We start from the raw sequence: 15,420 nt of genomic DNA on the forward strand, positions 1-15,420 counted from the left end.
ATCAAGCGGTGGCGATGGCCTGGGCCTGGGTTTTGGTCCAGGCGGAGGTGCAGAGGATGCGGTTGCGATCGCAACGGTCGGCGTAGCGCGTCGCGATCTCCACCACTTCCTTGAGCAGGCCGTCATCGAGGGTGGTGGGATTGAGTCCCAGCTCGATGAAGCAGCGGTTGTCCACGATCAGGTCGTTCTCCACGGCCTCATTGCGGGGGTTGGGGAGGTTGTTGACCTGCGCACCGGTGAGGGCGGCGACCTTTTTGGCCAATTCACCCACCTGATGACTTTCGGTCATTTGGTTGAAGATCTTCACCCGTTCGCCCTGGGTTGGTGGGTTCTCCAAGGCCAGCTGCACACACTTCACGGAATCGCGGATGTGAATGAAGGCGCGGGTCTGGCCGCCGGTGCCGTGCACGGTGAGGGGGTAACCGATGGCCGCTTGCATCAGGAAGCGGTTGAGCACCGTGCCGTAGTCGCCGTCGTAATCAAAGCGGTTGGTGAGGCGCGGGTCGCGGTCGGTGGCATCGGTGTTGGTGCCCCAGACGATCCCCTGGTGCAGGTCGGTGATGCGGACCTTGTCGTTCTTGTTGTAGTAGAGGAACAGCAGTTGATCCAGCGTCTTGGTCATGTGATAGACGCTGCCCGGGCTGGCGGGATGGAGGATCTCCTCCTCGAAACGGCTGCCGTCCGGCTGGGGGACCTCCACCTTGAGGTAGCCCTCGGGAATCGTGGCGCCGCGGTGGGAGCCGTAGCCGTACACGCCCATGGTGCCGAGGTGCACCACATGGATGTCCTGGCCGCTTTCCACGATCGCGGCGAGCAGGTTGTGGGTGCCGTTGACGTTGTTGTCGACGGTGTAGCGCTTGGTGGCGCTGCTCTTCATCGAATAGGGAGCAGCGCGCTGTTCGGCGAAGTGCACCACGGAGTCGGGCTTTTCCTCGATCAGCAGATCCAGCAGCCGCTGATATTCGTGGGCGATGTCCATGGGCACGAAGCGCATGGGTTTGCCACCGATCTCCTCCCAGGCCTTGAGTCGCTCGCCAATCGAGGTGATCGGGGTGAGTGACTCCACCTCAAGGTCGACATCGATCTTGCGCCGACTCAGGTTGTCCACGATCAACACGTCATGGCCCTGATCAGCGAGATTCACGGCACAGGGCCAGCCGCAGAAGCCGTCACCACCGAGAACGAGAACTTTCACCTCAAACTCCTGCTGAAGCGTGCAAGCCGCCAATCTGGGGCAAGCTACTACAGGCTTTTCAGCTGATCGCCACCGTGAAAGCCATCAGGGCGATCACAAGCAGGGAGCCGCCCATCAGGATCAGTCGGGAGCCATTGCTGTGGCTGGCTTCCTTGCTCAGCACCTCCATGCGAGGCTCTTTTGCGAAAGCGTTCAAACGGCCTCCGTCCTCCTGGGTGACCTGCATGGGTTCCTCCTCAATTGGTTCGGACCTTATGGAGCTGATCGGGCAGGGGCCTGAATCCTCAATGCAGCTTCATGGGACTTGATCTGTCGTTACAGACACCTCAGTCGTTGACCTTGCCGGTGGTGGGTGAGCTGGGTGAGGCCTGAGCACGGGTGGGCAGCCGGCCCGCTTGGAAGGCCTGGCGCCCCGCCCGCACGGCGGAGGCCATCGCTTCGGCCATCAGCGGTGGGTTGCCAGCCAGGGCGATGGCACTGTTCACCAGAACGGCGTCTGCTCCCATTTCCAGGGCAGCCGATGCTTCGCTGGGCACGCCGATGCCTGCATCCACCACCACGGGCACCGAAGCGTTTTCGATGATCAGGGCGATGTTGGAGGCGTTGCGCAACCCCTGCCCAGACCCGATCGGGGATCCCAGGGGCATCACCGTGGCGCATCCCACCTCTTCGAGGCGTTTGGCCAGCAAGGGATCCGCATTGATGTACGGCAGCACCGTGAAGCCCTCCTTCACCAGCTGTTCAGCCGCTTCCAGCGTTCCGAAGGGGTCTGGCAACAGGTGACGGCTGTCGGGAATCACTTCCAGCTTCACGAACGTGTTGTTCTCCTGGCCGGCCAGCCGGGCCAGTTCCCGACCCAAACGCGCCACCCGGATCGCTTCCTCTGCCGTGGTGCAGCCAGCGGTGTTGGGAAGCATCCAGATCTTTGTCCAGTCGATCGCTTCCATCAGTCCGGCGTGCCCGGCCGCCCCCGTTTGCACCCTGCGCACCGCCACGGTCACCATGTCGCAGTCGGAACGCTCCAGGCTCTGTTGCATCACCGCCAGATTCGGATACTTTCCCGTGCCGGTGAACAGCCTGCTGCGGAACTGGCGGCCACCGATCACAAGCGTGTCGGTGCTGGTCGGGGTCGAATCCATGAAAAGGAACGGAGGGACTGGTTAGGGAACCGGATCGGAAAACGGACGCGCACCGCTGAGGGGCACTACCGTGCGTCCCATCATCCGTTCTCGTCACGTCTGTCACCATGGACATGAACGCGCCGATTGAGATTCCGGCGACTTTCGAACCGTCTCTGCCCCTGGACAGCTCCGTTCTGGAGGAGCCCCTGGTGTTGGACGGAATGGTTCAACAATTCGATCCGGTGCTGCGTGCGGCTGATCTGGCTGCCTCGATGCCCCGGCAATGGTGCGGCAGCTACAAGTCGTTTACGTCCGGCAGCACTGTAGAGGTGAAGCTCACCCTGGCGAGCGTGGAACCGATCGGTCAGATGGTGAACCTCCGGGGTGATATGGAGATCGCCGGTGTGAGCACTCCCGTGCAGGGCAACCTCAATGCCACATCCGATCAGCTCGACCTGCTTCCTCTGGCCGGTGAGCTGGCCGATGATCTTGAGGCCGGTGGTGATTTTCTCGGACTGCAGGGATTGAGCCTGTCCAGCTGGCAGGCACCCCGACTCACCAACCTGGGAGGCAGCCTGAGCTTGGCTCCCAGTTGCTCCCGTTCAGAACCCCTTCCCGTCCGCGCTCTCTGGTGATTCGTTCGTTGGGGTTGCGTCTGAGCGGCTGCTGGCTTGACGCTTGGCAGCCCGCTCGAGGCGTTTGAGGCGTTTTTTGGCGGTTGGATTGTCGGGTTCGAGGTTGAGAACCTTGCGGTACAGCTCGCAGGCTTCATCACGATTGAGCAACCGTTCCTCGGCAAAAGCGAGGTTGTTGATAGCAACGGGATACTCCGCTTTGGCCTGCAGGGCCAATTTGTAATGCCGGATCGCTGTTGAGAAATCCTTCTGGGCAGCCAGCGAAAAGCCCAGAGCGTTCTGGATCAGTGCGCGCGCTTCCTGCGGTTCGTTTCCGAGCCGTTTCACGGCTTGCCTCAGGGTTGCCGTGGCTTGGGGATACAGACGCTTGCGCAGCTGAACGGAGGCCAGCTCATAGAGATCACCGGCGTCGCGGGATCCGGCCGCATCCGCCTGCTCGAGACGGATGAGGTTTTGTTCATCGCGGCGGACGCGCAGGAGTTGTCGACCAACGACAACAGCGACGATTGCGAGCAGGCCGATGAGGCCCAGCAGATAAGTCTGCGGGAGGAGCGATTCCATGGAGGGAAGAGAGGGTCCCGAGGCGGGACGCTACTCAACCCTGCGTGGCATTCACCACAGTTGTGAAGCTAGAAGGATCAGCCACAGCCAATTGCGCCAGCATCTTGCGGTTGATGCGCACGTCGGCCTGCTTCAAGCCACCGATCAGACGGCTGTAGCTCACGCCGTTGAGACGTGCTGCTGCATTGATGCGTGCAATCCACAGACGGCGGAAATCACGCTTGCGCCGGCGCCGGTCGCGGTAGGCATTGCACAGGGCCTTCATCACCCGCTGGTTAGCGGTGCGGAACAGGGTTCCGTTGCTGCCACGGAATCCGCGAGCTAAGCGGAGAATTTTGTTGCGGCGCTTGCGGGCGACATTGCCTCTCTTGACGCGTGCCATGAATTTGGTGGGTGATTAAAAAAACGATCGTGCGCTGAAACTGATCAGGCGTAAGGCATCATCAGGGCCACCCGATCTTCGTCCGTCCGGTCCACCACAGCTTTGGTGGCCAGGTGGCGCTTCAGTTTCGGGCTCTTGTGATCCAGCAGGTGGTTGCGGAAGGCGCGCCGACGTAGGAACTTGCCAGTGCCTGTTGCTTTGAACCGCTTGGCGGCTGCTTTGCGGGTCTTGAGCTTGGGCATGTCTCTGGCGGCACGGGGCACAAACGAAGACAATAGAACCTCACCCTCCCCGCAGCCAAATGTCCGGTGTCCGATCCTTGGCCCACCTGCTGGTGCTGCCGGTTGTGGCGACTGTCGGTTGCCGGGCGCAAGACCTCAAGTCGATGCCGCCGGCCCCGCAGGCTCCGGCGCTGCCCACCCACCGCTCCGTGCCGGCGCCGCCCTCTGCTGGACAGGCGGTTCTATGGGTGTCGCTCGCCGATCATCTGGGCCGGGGCACCCAAGCGCAGCGTTCCGCGCCTCTGCTCACGCTCACCAGTGCCGGCCCAGCACCGCTGCAGCTCCTTGATGCCAGCGGCACCGTGGCGGCCGATGGTCCAACCCTGCGGTTCAGCTGGCGGTTGGTGCCTCTGGAGTCTCCCCTTGCCGTGGCCAGGCGGGTGGCAGGGCCTCTCGCCAGTTTCGAATCCGCTGAGCGGCTGGCGCAGCGTTGGCGGGATCAGGGTGTGGAGGCCAAGGTCGCTCACCCCGACGAGTGGGAGGTGTGGGCACCGGCCGATGCGCCGGATCTTCCCGGTGTGCCGTTGCGTGATGTCACATCCACGCTTGCGGCCGAGGTTCGACCTGTTCTGGAGGGGCCAGAGGGTGGCCGCACGCTCCAGGGGCCTCTGCAGGTGCAAGCCCCCAATGGGCTGCGCTGGAAGGGTGGTGTGATGCGTGGCCCCTTCCGGCTGCAGGCCGATGCCTACGGCAGCTGGACCTTGCTGGAGCAGGTGCCTGTGGAGCGTTATCTAGAAGGCGTGGTTCCCCATGAGATCGGCGCAGGCTCTCCCCCTGCAGCGCTGCAGGCCCAGGCGGTTTTGGCTCGGACCTGGGCTCTGGCCAACAGCCATCGTTTCGCGATTGACGGCTATCACCTCTGCAGCGACACCCAGTGCCAGGTTTACAGCGATCCGCGCCAGGCTTCGGCTTCGGTCCGTGAGGCCATCCGCGCGACCTCCGGTGAGGTGCTCCGCTGGGAGGGCCAACCCATTCACGCGGTCTATCACGCCACCAATGGCGGGATCAGTGCCAGCGCTGAAGAAGCCTGGGCGATGGACCCACTGCCCTATGTGCGTGTGCAGCCCGATGGATCCCAGGCCTGGCGAGACGCCACGGGGCTGCCCCTGCAGTCGGCGGAGAGTTTGAGATCACTCCTGCAGCGCCGGGATGGTGCCTACGGCGCTGGTCATCCGCGCTTTCGCTGGACCCGCAGTTATTCCGCCGGCCAACTGGCCCAGGCGTTGGCGGCAGCCGGCAAGGGCAATGCCCTTCCCACCAAAGTCAGCGTGCAGGACCGGGGACCGAGCGGACGCGTGCTGGCATTAGCGATCGAGCGCGACGGGGGCGCACCCGCGGTGGTGCTGCGCCTTGATGCGATCCGCCGGACGCTTCGCCGTCTGCCCAGCACCTTGTTTGTGCTCCGGCCTGAGGGTGCGGGGGCCTGGCAATTCCAGGGCGGTGGATTCGGTCATGGCGTGGGCCTGTCGCAGGCCGGGGCCATTGATCTGGCCGGCCGCGGCTGGAGTGCTCAGCGCATCCTTGCGCATTACTACCCCGGGACCCAATTGGAGCCGCTTCGGCAGGCCCCACCGGTTCCACCGGTTCAGGCCCCTTAAAGTTCAAGCACTTTGCGATTGGGGAGGGGCGTGGCCGCAGGTACAGGTGATCACCGACGCGGCAAGACGGCTCTCTTTCTTGCGGCCTGCGGCTGGGCCGGGGCTGCACCCCATTGGTTGGATCCGAGCCGAAGCCTTCTGCCTGCTCTCACCCTCGCCGTGCTCCTCGGTGGCTATGGCTTGCGCACTGTTTTGCGCAGGGAGTCGTTGGGTGATGGCTCTGAGCCCGGCTTGACCAGCGCTGATCCAGAGGAAGGGGCCAACACAGCGCGGCCAACCGTGGATGTGGTGGTGGCGGCCAGGGATGAGGAGGCCGTCGTCACCCGCTTGGTGGAGCGTCTGGCTGCGTTGCGTTATCCCGCTGATCGCCTCAGCCTCTGTGTCGTGGATGACGGCAGCGAAGACCGCACGCCCGAGCGCTTGGCGGTGCTGCAGGATCGTTTTCCAGCGCTGCAGGTGATCCGCCGCCCCCGCAACGCCGGCGGCGGGAAATCCGGCGCGCTCAATGAAGCCCTGGCCCAAACCCAGGGAGAGTGGTTGCTCATCCTTGATGCCGATGCCCAGCTTGCAGTCGATCAGCTCGAGCGGCTGATTCCTTTTGCCTGTGGCGGTGGCTGGTCGGCCGTGCAGATGCGCAAGGCTGTGACCAATGCCCAGGACAACTGGCTGACCCGGGTGCAGGCGATGGAAATGGCCTTCGATGCCCAGATCCAGCAGGGTCGCCTGGCCGGTGGGGGCGTGGCGGAACTGCGCGGAAATGGCCAGTTGCTGCGCCGGGATCTTCTCGAGGCCTGCGGCGGCTTCAACGAGGAAACGGTCACCGACGATCTCGATCTGAGTTTCCGCTTGCTGTTGCAGGAGGCTCGGATCGGCATTCTCTGGAATCCTCCGGTGCAGGAGGAGGCGGTGGAGACTCTCCAGGCCCTCTGGAAGCAGCGTCAGCGCTGGGCGGAGGGCGGTTTGCAGCGGTTTCTCGATTACTGGCCCGGTTTGCTCTCATCCCGGCTCACCTTGTCCCAGCGCCGCGATCTCGCCAGCTTCTTCCTGCTCCAATACGCATTGCCGGTGGTGTCGTGGTCGGATCTGATCACCAGCCTGCTGAGCCGCACCACACCGGCGTACTGGCCTCTCTCGATCGTGGCGTTCAGTGTGTCGGGGGTCGCCTACTGGCGAGGTTGTCGCCGCTCCAGCGATGGTCCTGATCTCCCCCAGCCGGATGTTCTCAATTTGCTGCTTGGCATCGCCTACCTCAGCCACTGGTTTGTGGTGATTCCCTGGGTGACCCTGCGCATGGCGTTGCGTCCCAAGCGGCTGGTGTGGGCGAAGACGAGCCACCGCGGTCAGGAAGAAACGGTTCAAGCCTGACCTTGGCGGGATGGATCAAGGGTCGAGATCCACATTCAGCACCTGACCGTTGAAGAAATCAGCCAGGCGCTTGGCCTTGTCATCCAGCACGGATGGCTCCTGCCGCTGAACAGCTGCGGCATCGGGTTCTGGAGCTGGGGCAGGCGCAGCACTCGGGGTCGGGGTTGGAGGAAGTGAAGCCGGTGTTGGGGTTGCGGCCAGCGGTCGCGGTGGCAGTTGCGCTTCGCTGCTCGTGACGGCCTGGGCTGGAACGGGAGCCGGTGGTGGCGGTGTCGATGGCGCTGGCATGGCGGCCATCGGTGCAGCCCCCCCATGGCTTTCCAGCACGAGTTGGCGGCTGCCGCCGACAGCCCGGGCGATCGCCTGCTCCAGTAAGGCCACGCGGCTTTGCACCATGCCCATCCAGTTGCCGGCCACTTGCACCACGGCGCGGTGGTTGTCGAGGCGCACCAGTTCGGCCTGCTGCGACAGCAACATGCGCGTGGATGGCAGTTCCAGGCCAGCCAGGATCTGCTGCCAGAGCTCTCCGAGATCCTGGGGAGGCGACGGGTTCGCTGCTGCTGCAGGTTCAGCGGTCGGGGGACTGGTGTCGGGGAGGCTGACGGGAGCTGGCGGGGGGGCCTGGGCTGGTGGGGCCTGTGGGGGTTGAGCAGCGGTTGCCACAGCCGGAACCGGTGGTGCCTGGATTGGCGCCGCGGTGGCGGGGGCTGACTGGCTGACTGGACGGGGGGGCTGACTGGCTGCTTGGACGGGAGTCTGGGGGGCTGTGGGCTCTGCGAGCAATCCCAGCAGCAGCACCTCCAGCCACAGCCGCGGTTGCACGCTCTGGCGCAGTTGTTGCTCGCTGCCACGCAGCTGGGATTGCCACTGCAACAGGCGGCTGCGGCCAATCGCTTTGGCCAGCTCGGGCAGCTGGTCGCGGAATTGGGGCGACACGCTGGTGAGTTCCGGCCGGTCTGGAGCCGCAGCCATCAGCACGAGATCACGCAGGATTCCCGCCAGGCCCTGCAGCACAGAGCCAGCATCGCGACCACGGTCCAGCAGGGTGCGGGTGGCTTCCAGCAGGGCCACCGGTTCACCACTGCGCATCGCTGCTACCAGCGCCAGCAGCTCCTGTTCGGGCACGGCACCGAGCAGATCCCACACCGCTTCGGCCTGAATCGGTCCGGGCAGCAGGCTGAGCTGGTCCAGCAGGCTTTCCGCATCACGCAGGCCCCCCTGGGCCCGTTGCGCCACCACATGCAGGGCTTCGGGTTGGATCGGGATGGTTTCCTGCTCTGCAATCCAGGTGAGATGCCGCTCCAGCGCCTCCAGGGGGATGCGCCGGAAGTCGAAGCGCTGGCAGCGGCTGAGGATCGTGGGCAGCACCCGTTGCGGGTCGGTGGTGGCGAGCACAAACACCACCTGCGGTGGCGGCTCCTCGAGGGTTTTGAGAAGGGCGTTGAAGGCAGCGGTGGAGAGCATGTGGCATTCATCCACCACGTACACCTTCCAGCGCGCCTGCACCGGGGCAAAGCGGGAGCGTTCGATCAGATCGCGGATGTTGTCCACGCCGGTGTTGGAGGCCGCATCGATCTCGATCACATCGAGGGCCGTGCCGGCGGCAATCGTTGTGCAGAGCTCGCAGTGGCCGCAGGGTTCCGGGGTGGGCCCCTCACTGTTGAGGCAATTGAGGGAGCGGGCCAGGATGCGGGCGCTCGAGGTTTTGCCGGTGCCCCTGGGGCCACTGAACAAGTAGGCCGGGGCGATGCGGCCCGAGCGCAGGGCGTGGCCAAGGGTCGCGGCAATCGCCTCCTGCCCCACCAGTTGATCGAGACGCTGGGGCCTGTATTTGTGATGCAGTGGCTGGTAAGCCTGACTCATGCACAGCCGGCGAGACGCTGAGGCTACCTAGCTTTCAGGGTCGCTCTCCAGGAGTGTTCTGATCCTGGTTTCCAGGTCTTCCACAGCGGCCAGTTCGTCGGCGATGGTGCGGCCGGTGAGGAGCAGCTGGCGTCCGCGGCGATCCATGCGCTCATCCGCACCCTGGCCTGGCATGCCCTTCAGCCAGATCTCCGCCTGCCCAAGGGTGGACTCCAGCTTCTCCAGCAGGGTCTGACGCAGGCGTTGCAGTTGCACCAGTCCCTGCCGGGCCCGTTCCTTCGAGGCCTCGTCAATCAGCCCTTTGCGCAGCAGCAGGCCCAGGCCGGTGAGCACAGCGGCGGGCATCAGCTGGCCGAGGGCAAGAGCGCCGAGGCTGCCGGTGTGCAGCCAGTCCTCCACCTGTCCGCTGCGGTGTCGGCCGGTTTTGCACCAGTTGGCGAAATGCTCGCAGTTGTTGAACAGCAGGTTGTAGTTCTGCTCGCCGATGCGGCTCATGGCCCGGCGCAACGTGACGCCAGCCGGCGAGGCCTGGTCGTGACTGACCACGCTCACCTCCTGGCCGCGGCTGAATTCGGCCAGAGGACTGCGCAGAATCTCGCGCCCTTCCAGGTAGTGGGCGACGCTGCCGTCGCCCAGATCGATGCCGTGATGCAGAAACAGTCCGTGCTGGCGGGGCACCCGCAGGTGGTCGGCAGCGGCCATGGCCTCAGGCCGATTCCTGCTGCCGCTCGCTTCCCGGGAGGGGCAGCACCTTGCCGCCGGTGTGCTCCTCCACCATCGCGCGGGTGATGGTGAACGACGACGCGTCTTTGCGGGAGGGCAGCTCGTACATGAGATCGAGCATCAGCTCTTCCACGATCCCGCGCAGGGCCCGGGCGCCCGTCTTGCGGCGGTGGGCCTCCTGGGCAATGGCTTCGATCGCGCTCGGTTCGAACTCCAGCTGCACGTTGTCCATGCTCAACAGGGTGCGGAACTGTTTAACCAGGGCGTCCCGCGGTTCGGTGAGGATGGATTCGAGGGCGTGCTCATCGAGGGGTTCGAGCACGGCACTCACGGGCATGCGTCCGATGAACTCGGGGATCAGGCCGTAGCGCACGAGATCATCCGGCTCGAGATGGCGCAGCACCTGGGCAGCTTGAAGGTCGCGGGTGGCCTTGCCGCGACCGCGACCGTCGGTGGGCATGAAGCCGATGGCGTTGCGGCCCATGCGCTTCTGCACCACATCATCGAGGCCAACAAAGGCGCCGCCGCAGATGAACAGGATCTGGCTGGTGTCGATCTGGATGCAGTCCTGATAGGGATGTTTGCGTCCTCCCTGGGGAGGCACGTTGGCCACGGTGCCTTCCAGCATCTTGAGCAGGGCCTGCTGCACCCCTTCTCCCGACACATCCCGGGTGATCGATGGGTTTTCGCTCTTGCGGGCGATCTTGTCGATCTCATCGATGTAAATGATGCCTCGCTGGGCCAGATCCACATCCATGTCGGCCTTCTGCAGCAGGCGCAGCAGGATGTTTTCCACGTCTTCGCCCACGTAGCCCGCTTCGGTGAGCGTGGTGGCGTCTGCCACAGCGAAGGGCACATCCAGCATCTCTGCCAGCGTCTGAGCCAGGAGTGTTTTGCCGCAGCCGGTGGGCCCGATCAGCAGGATGTTCGACTTGTGCAGTCGGGTAGCTGTTTCTTCGGTTTCACCCTTGCCATCACCCTGCCAGGCCAGGCGTTTGTAGTGGTTGTAAACGGCAACCGACATCACTTTTTTGGCGGCTTCCTGACCCACCACCTGCTGGTCAAGGAACGCCTTGATGTCTTGTGGCTTGGGAATCGAGGCCAGGGTGGGTGCGGGCTTCGTGCTCTTGCGTGCCTGCGCTGTACCCGCTTTGCGGGAGGGCTCAGCGCCCTGCCGGCTTCCGCCTTGGGACTCAATCAGTTCTTCATCCAGGATCTCGTTGCAGAGATCGATGCACTCATCGCAGATGTAAACGCCGGGGCCGGCGATCAGTTTGCGCACCTGCTCCTGGGACTTTCCGCAGAACGAGCACTTCAGATGGGCGTCGAATTTGGCCATCGGGCGCTTGGCAGATCAGTCAGGACAGGGAACCCGTTCGATGGGTCATCGCTCGGAAGACTCAGCATCGCGGTGGAACGGGGCAATGTCAGCCCCCCGTAACGATTTCTCCGTTTCCGAAACTGTCCACCACGCGATCGATCAGTCCGTAGTCGACGGCTTCAGCCGGCGACATGAAGTTGTCGCGATCCGTGTCTTCAGCGATTTTGTCGAGCGGTTGCCCCGTGTGCTCAGCCATCAGGCCGTTGAGGGTTTCCTTGAGGAACAGGATTTCCTTGGCCTGGATTTCGATATCCACGGCCTGACCCTGGGCTCCCCCCATGGGTTGGTGAATCATGATCCGGGCGTTGGGCAACGCTAAGCGTTTGCCCTTGGTGCCGCCGGAGAGCAGGAATGCGCCCATGGAGGCGGCCAGTCCATAGCAGATGGTCACCACATCGGGAGCCACCTGCTGCATGGTGTCGTAGATCGCCAGGCCAGCTGTCACCGACCCGCCCGGGGAGTTGATGTACACCTGAATGTCTTTTTCAGGATCCTCGGCCTCGAGGAAGAGCATCTGTGCCACTAGGGCATCCGCCACGGCATCATCGACGCCGGTGCCGAGGAAGATGATGCGCTCGCGCAACAGGCGTGAGTAAATGTCGAAGGCGCGGTCTCCGCGGCCGGACTGCTCCACCACGGTGGGCAGCACACCGGGTGCCGCCTGGGGATGAACCGACAGGGGCTGAATGCCCCGCCAGCGGTTCTGAATCGGATGGGGGGTACGGGCGTCGATCACGCGGCGACTGGCGGGCTGTTCTTGGATTGCAATCTATGGGCGCCGATCAGGATTCGGCGCTTTCAGTGTCGGCCTTGGCCGTTTTGGCTTTGCTGGCGCCCTTCTTGGCTGCTGCTGGCTTGCTGGCCTTGGCGGCGTCTGATTCGGCCTCCGGAGCCTTTTCGGTCACCGTGCTGTTCTCCTCCAGCCAGCCCAGCAGTTTCTCCTGCAGCAGATCGTCGAGTACGGCCTGACGCAGGCGTTCGGGGTCGATGTCCCGTTCGCCGGAGAGCTGGCCCTTCACCTCCTTGAGCTTGGCGTTCAGATCGGCGTCATCCACGCTGAGCTTCTCGCTTTCAGCCAGGGCGGTGAGAGCGAGGCTGCGGCGCAGGCGTTCCTCGGCTTCAGGCCGGGATGACTCCATCAGATTGCGCACCAGTTCGGGGGTGAACAGGGACTGCACATCCATGCCCTGCTGGGCGAACTGGCCAGCGGTCTGCTCCACCAGGTTGCGCACTTCCTGCTGAATCAGGCTTTCGGGCAGTTCCACCTCCAGCTGCTCCACCAGGGCCGCGAGCAGGGCGTCGTGCCGGTTGCTGCGGGAGCGGCGTTCGGCGTCATCTTTCAGGCGCTGCTCCAGGTCGCTGCGCAGCTCTGCCAGGGTCTCCTGTTCGCTGGCCTGCTTGGCAAAGGCGTCGTCCAGTTCCGGCAGTTCGCGGGTCTTGAGGTCCTTGAGCTCGATGGCGAAGCTGGCCTTGCGGCCGCGGGCATCTTCTTTGGGGTAGTCGTCGGGGAAGGTGCAGTCCACGGTTTTGCTGTCGCCTACGGCCATGCCCACCACGCCTTCCACGAAGCCAGGGATCATGCGGCCGTGCTCGAGATCCACATCCATGGAGTCGGCACTGCCGCCTTCGATGTCGCTGCCGTCATCGCTGTAGGTGCCCTTGAAGCCCACCACGGCGATGTCACCTTGTTCAGCCTTGCGCCCTTCCACAGGCACCACCGTGGCCAGCTGCCGGCGGGACTGCTCCAGCATCTCGTCCACCTTGGCGGCGTCGAAGGCCACGGTTTCCGCTTCCGCCTTCAGCCCCTTGGTGCTCTTGAGCGTCGGGGATGGCGCCACATCGGTTTCCATTGTCACGGTGAGGGCCTCACCGGGTTTGAAGGTGTCGAGGAGCTCTTCGAAACTTCCGCTCAGTTCCGGTTGCCCCAGGGCTTCAATCGTTTCCTGGGCCAGAGCATCACGCCAGACGCTTTCCACCAGCGATTCCAGCGCGGTGGCCCGGATGCGCAGGGCGCCGAGCTGCTGCACCAGCACCGTGCGGGGCACTTTCCCCTTGCGGAAGCCGGGCAGGTTCACGCTGCGGCTGAGGCGAGTGATCGCCTCCTCGTAGCTGGCCTGACTCCGCTCCGCTGGAACGGCCACCTCCACGGCCAGGCGGCTGCCGGGGCGGGAGGTGGTGGTGACCTTCAGGCTGGCGGCACTCATTGGCGGGTCGCAGGTACAAGCAGCCCAATACCTTAATTAAGTGCCCGACCGTGCTCTGCCGCGTAAGCTGACGAAACGATCAGCAACAGCTGCAGGCCCGCGTCTCGCGGTGCTGAATCCTCCAGCGCAGAACTGCTGGCATTCATTGTTTCGAGTCGCGTCCGCTTGTCCACTGCCGCCTCACTGCCGAATCGACCACTCACGGTGGCCATCCTTGGTGCGAGCGGTGCTGTGGGGCAGGAACTGCTGCAGTTGCTGCAGGAGCGTCATTTCCCTGTGAAGGAGCTGCGCCTGCTGGCGTCAGCCCGTTCTGCTGGAACCCGTTGTTCCTGGAATGGTCTGGACCTGACGGTGCAGGAGGTGAGCGAGTCGGCGTTCGCGGGTGTGGATCTGGTGCTGGCTTCCGCCGGGGGCTCGGTCTCGCGGCAATGGCGCGAAGCGATCGTGGCCGCTGGAGCGGTGATGGTGGACAACTCCAGCGCCTTCCGCATGGATGACGACGTCCCCCTGGTGGTGCCGGAAGTGAACCCGGAAGCGGCGATCCAGCATCGCGGTGTGATCGCCAATCCCAACTGCACCACGATCCTGCTCACGTTGGCCCTGGCGCCCTTGGCGACACGACGGGCGCTGCGCCGGGTGGTGGTGAGCACGTATCAGTCGGCCAGTGGTGCGGGGGCTCAGGCCATGGAAGAACTGAAAACCCATTCTCACGAAGTGCTCGCCGGGACCACACCGACCCCTGCGGTGCTTCCTCATTCCCTGGCTTTCAACCTGTTTCTTCACAATTCGCCGCTGCAGGCGAACCGCTATTGCGAGGAGGAGATGAAGATGGTGAACGAAACCCGCAAGATCATGGGACTGCCGGATCTGCGCTTCACGGCCACCTGCGTACGTGTGCCGGTGCTGCGAGCCCATTCGGAAGCCGTGAATGTGGAGTTCGATGCCCCTCTCCCCGTTGCGGAAGCGCGCGAGCTGCTGGCTGCAGCGCCGGGGGTGCAGCTGATGGACGACCCCGCCTCCAGCCGTTTTCCGATGCCGACGGATGTGGCCGGCCGCGACCCTGTGATGGTGGGCCGGGTGCGCGAAGACATCAGTGAGCCCAAAGCTCTCGAGTTTTGGCTTTGTGGTGATCAGATCCGCAAGGGGGCTGCTCTCAACGCCATCCAGATCGCCGAACTGCTGCTCCCTGCCTGAATCGTTATGAGCCCTGCTGCAGAACTGTCCCCCACCCCCTTTGGCCGTTTGCTCACGGCCATGGTCACCCCCTTCGATGCGGAGGGTGCTGTGGATCTCGCCCTGGCCGGTCGGCTGGCCCGCCATCTGGTGGATGAGGGATCCGATGGTTTGGTGGTGTGCGGCACCACCGGTGAGTCTCCCACCCTCAGCTGGGATGAACAGTCCCAGCTGCTGGAAGCCGTGCGTCAAGCCGTTGGCCCCGGGGTGCCGGTGCTCGCCGGTACGGGCAGCAACTGCACCCAGGAAGCGGTGAAGGCCACCCGTGAAGCTGCAGCAGCGGGTGCCGATGGTGCTCTGGTCGTGATTCCTTATTACAACAAGCCTCCCCAGGAGGGTTTGGAGGCGCATTTCCGCGCCATCGCCGAAGCGGCACCAGAGCTACCGCTGATGCTTTACAACATTCCTGGCCGAACGGGGTGCTCCATGGAGCCCGCCACCGTGGCGCGCCTGATGGACTGCAGCAACATCGTCAGTTTCAAGGCCGCCAGCGGCACCACCGAGGAAGTCACGGCTCTGCGTTTGGCCTGTGGAGCCAAGCTGGCGATCTACAGCGGTGACGATGGCCTGGTGTTGCCCATGTTGTCGGTGGGCGCCGTGGGTGTGGTGAGTGTGGCCAGTCATCTGGTGGGCCGCCGGATGCGCGCCATGGTGGAGGCCTATCTCAGCGGGCAGCCTGCTGTGGCGCTCGGCCATCACGAACAACTGATCCCTTTGTTCAAGGCCCTGTTCGCCACCACCAATCCCATTCCAGTGAAAGCAGCGCTCGAGCTGAGCGGCTGGCCGGTGGGCTCTCCCCGTTCTCCCCTTCTTCCCTTGGATCCCGCGATGCGCGCTGCCCTTTCCGACACCCTCGATGCCCTGCGTCCAACCTGACG

Annotated in this window: 16 protein-coding genes; 5 read left to right on the top strand and 11 right to left on the bottom strand. The window is 64.2% G+C overall.

Annotation, left to right across the window (positions count from 1 at the left end; genetic code table 11):
* Window position 1 precedes the first annotated feature (1 nt).
* The 3 genes from SynBMKMC1_RS00265 to SynBMKMC1_RS00275 all read right to left on the bottom strand — a co-directional run bounded on the left by SynBMKMC1_RS00265 (window position 2) and on the right by SynBMKMC1_RS00275 (window position 2,334).
* Window positions 2-1,195: an NAD-dependent epimerase/dehydratase family protein gene (locus SynBMKMC1_RS00265; RefSeq protein ID WP_186472280.1), complete on the bottom strand. Its 1,194-nt coding sequence runs from the start codon at window positions 1,193-1,195 to the stop codon at window positions 2-4.
* A gap of 58 nt (window positions 1,196-1,253) precedes the next feature.
* On the bottom strand, window positions 1,254-1,421 hold the full coding sequence (gene psb34, locus SynBMKMC1_RS00270) for a photosystem II assembly protein Psb34 (RefSeq protein ID WP_011931988.1): 168 nt from the start codon (window positions 1,419-1,421) through the stop codon (window positions 1,254-1,256).
* 100 nt (window positions 1,422-1,521) lie between these two features.
* Complete coding sequence (locus tag SynBMKMC1_RS00275) at window positions 1,522-2,334, bottom strand: thiazole synthase (RefSeq protein WP_186472281.1); 813 nt, start codon at window positions 2,332-2,334, stop codon at window positions 1,522-1,524.
* A gap of 107 nt (window positions 2,335-2,441) precedes the next feature.
* Here SynBMKMC1_RS00275 and SynBMKMC1_RS00280 point away from each other — a divergent pair, with 107 nt between their 5' ends.
* A complete protein-coding gene (locus SynBMKMC1_RS00280; RefSeq protein WP_186472282.1) occupies window positions 2,442-2,951 on the top strand; it encodes a hypothetical protein in 510 nt (169 codons plus the stop codon).
* Here the strand turns inward: SynBMKMC1_RS00280 and SynBMKMC1_RS00285 are convergent.
* From SynBMKMC1_RS00285 to rpmI, 3 genes are read right to left on the bottom strand one after another with little or no spacing between them, the layout of a single operon-like run.
* Entirely contained in the window at window positions 2,919-3,512 is a 594-nt protein-coding gene (locus SynBMKMC1_RS00285; RefSeq protein ID WP_186472283.1) for a hypothetical protein, read from the bottom strand. The two genes, SynBMKMC1_RS00280 and SynBMKMC1_RS00285, sit on opposite strands and share 33 nt — an antisense overlap.
* Before the next feature lie 34 nt (window positions 3,513-3,546).
* Window positions 3,547-3,894 (bottom strand): 50S ribosomal protein L20, encoded by a 348-nt coding sequence (gene rplT, locus SynBMKMC1_RS00290; RefSeq protein ID WP_011931992.1) that lies wholly within the window; start codon window positions 3,892-3,894, stop codon window positions 3,547-3,549.
* Between the two features lie 44 nt (window positions 3,895-3,938).
* A complete protein-coding gene (gene rpmI, locus SynBMKMC1_RS00295; RefSeq protein ID WP_011931993.1) occupies window positions 3,939-4,136 on the bottom strand; it encodes a 50S ribosomal protein L35 in 198 nt (65 codons plus the stop codon).
* Window positions 4,137-4,195: 59 nt separating this feature from the next.
* Here rpmI and SynBMKMC1_RS00300 point away from each other — a divergent pair, with 59 nt between their 5' ends.
* Window positions 4,196-5,773 (top strand): SpoIID/LytB domain-containing protein, encoded by a 1,578-nt coding sequence (locus tag SynBMKMC1_RS00300; protein ID WP_186472284.1) that lies wholly within the window; start codon window positions 4,196-4,198, stop codon window positions 5,771-5,773.
* Window positions 5,774-5,803: 30 nt separating this feature from the next.
* Window positions 5,804-7,138 (top strand): glycosyltransferase family 2 protein, encoded by a 1,335-nt coding sequence (locus SynBMKMC1_RS00305; RefSeq protein WP_186472285.1) that lies wholly within the window; start codon window positions 5,804-5,806, stop codon window positions 7,136-7,138.
* 15 nt (window positions 7,139-7,153) lie between these two features.
* Here the strand turns inward: SynBMKMC1_RS00305 and SynBMKMC1_RS00310 are convergent, their stop codons facing one another.
* The 5 genes from SynBMKMC1_RS00310 to tig all read right to left on the bottom strand — a co-directional run bounded on the left by SynBMKMC1_RS00310 (window position 7,154) and on the right by tig (window position 13,309).
* Entirely contained in the window at window positions 7,154-9,001 is a 1,848-nt protein-coding gene (locus tag SynBMKMC1_RS00310) for a DNA polymerase III subunit gamma/tau (RefSeq protein ID WP_186472286.1), read from the bottom strand.
* A 27-nt stretch (window positions 9,002-9,028) separates the two neighbouring features.
* Window positions 9,029-9,703, bottom strand: coding sequence for a lecithin retinol acyltransferase family protein (locus SynBMKMC1_RS00315; RefSeq protein WP_186472287.1), 675 nt, complete (start codon window positions 9,701-9,703; stop codon window positions 9,029-9,031).
* Window positions 9,704-9,707: 4 nt separating this feature from the next.
* Window positions 9,708-11,063, bottom strand: coding sequence for an ATP-dependent protease ATP-binding subunit ClpX (gene clpX / locus SynBMKMC1_RS00320; RefSeq protein WP_186472288.1), 1,356 nt, complete (start codon window positions 11,061-11,063; stop codon window positions 9,708-9,710).
* An 88-nt stretch (window positions 11,064-11,151) separates the two neighbouring features.
* Complete coding sequence (gene clpP, locus SynBMKMC1_RS00325) at window positions 11,152-11,841, bottom strand: ATP-dependent Clp endopeptidase proteolytic subunit ClpP (RefSeq protein WP_186472289.1); 690 nt, start codon at window positions 11,839-11,841, stop codon at window positions 11,152-11,154.
* 46 nt (window positions 11,842-11,887) lie between these two features.
* Complete coding sequence (gene tig / locus SynBMKMC1_RS00330; protein ID WP_186472290.1) at window positions 11,888-13,309, bottom strand: trigger factor; 1,422 nt, start codon at window positions 13,307-13,309, stop codon at window positions 11,888-11,890.
* Window positions 13,310-13,474: 165 nt separating this feature from the next.
* Between tig and SynBMKMC1_RS00335 the strand changes: the two genes are divergently transcribed.
* Window positions 13,475-14,503, top strand: a complete 1,029-nt coding sequence (locus SynBMKMC1_RS00335; protein ID WP_186472291.1) for an aspartate-semialdehyde dehydrogenase — start codon at window positions 13,475-13,477, stop codon at window positions 14,501-14,503.
* Between the two features lie 6 nt (window positions 14,504-14,509).
* Window positions 14,510-15,418, top strand: coding sequence for a 4-hydroxy-tetrahydrodipicolinate synthase (dapA, locus tag SynBMKMC1_RS00340; RefSeq protein WP_186472292.1), 909 nt, complete (start codon window positions 14,510-14,512; stop codon window positions 15,416-15,418).
* Window positions 15,419-15,420: the final 2 nt, after the last annotated feature.

The sequence above is a fragment of the Synechococcus sp. BMK-MC-1 genome (genome assembly GCF_014279955.1).
GTDB lineage: Bacteria > Cyanobacteriota > Cyanobacteriia > PCC-6307 > Cyanobiaceae > Synechococcus_C.